At 32.6% G+C, this 374-nt stretch carries 1 protein-coding gene; it reads right to left on the minus strand.

The features are described from left to right. Positions 1–374, minus strand: a 374-nt coding sequence (locus HUK49_RS10655) for a hypothetical protein (protein ID WP_191913674.1), incomplete at both ends; no start/stop codon positions are given.

The raw sequence follows: 374 nt of genomic DNA on the forward strand, positions 1-374 counted from the left end.
CCATAAATTACGGCGAGCATAGGCAGTAACCCAAATTCCCCACGCATAATATAGGAAGCGTTTTCGTGAACTATTATATTTTTCTATTTCCTCGTTTACGTCTACTTTTTCAAAGCCCCATTCATCACCATAAACCGCATTATCTTTAACAATATCTGTTACGCACATTCCGTAAATACTGTTTAACATTCCTTTGGATAATAAATATTCTACCTCGCTACCCTCAACATCTTTTAAAACTGTTTTATCCTGATATAGTTTTAAAATGGCCTCTATAATTGCTTTAGGTAAATAGTTTTTATGTGCGTAACGGCATTGCCCTATTTGAATTTCATCCCATTCATAACAATTTTTAAATATATCTAAATCTATTT

This window comes from Limosilactobacillus portuensis (genome assembly GCF_014838735.1).
GTDB lineage: Bacteria > Bacillota > Bacilli > Lactobacillales > Lactobacillaceae > Limosilactobacillus > Limosilactobacillus portuensis.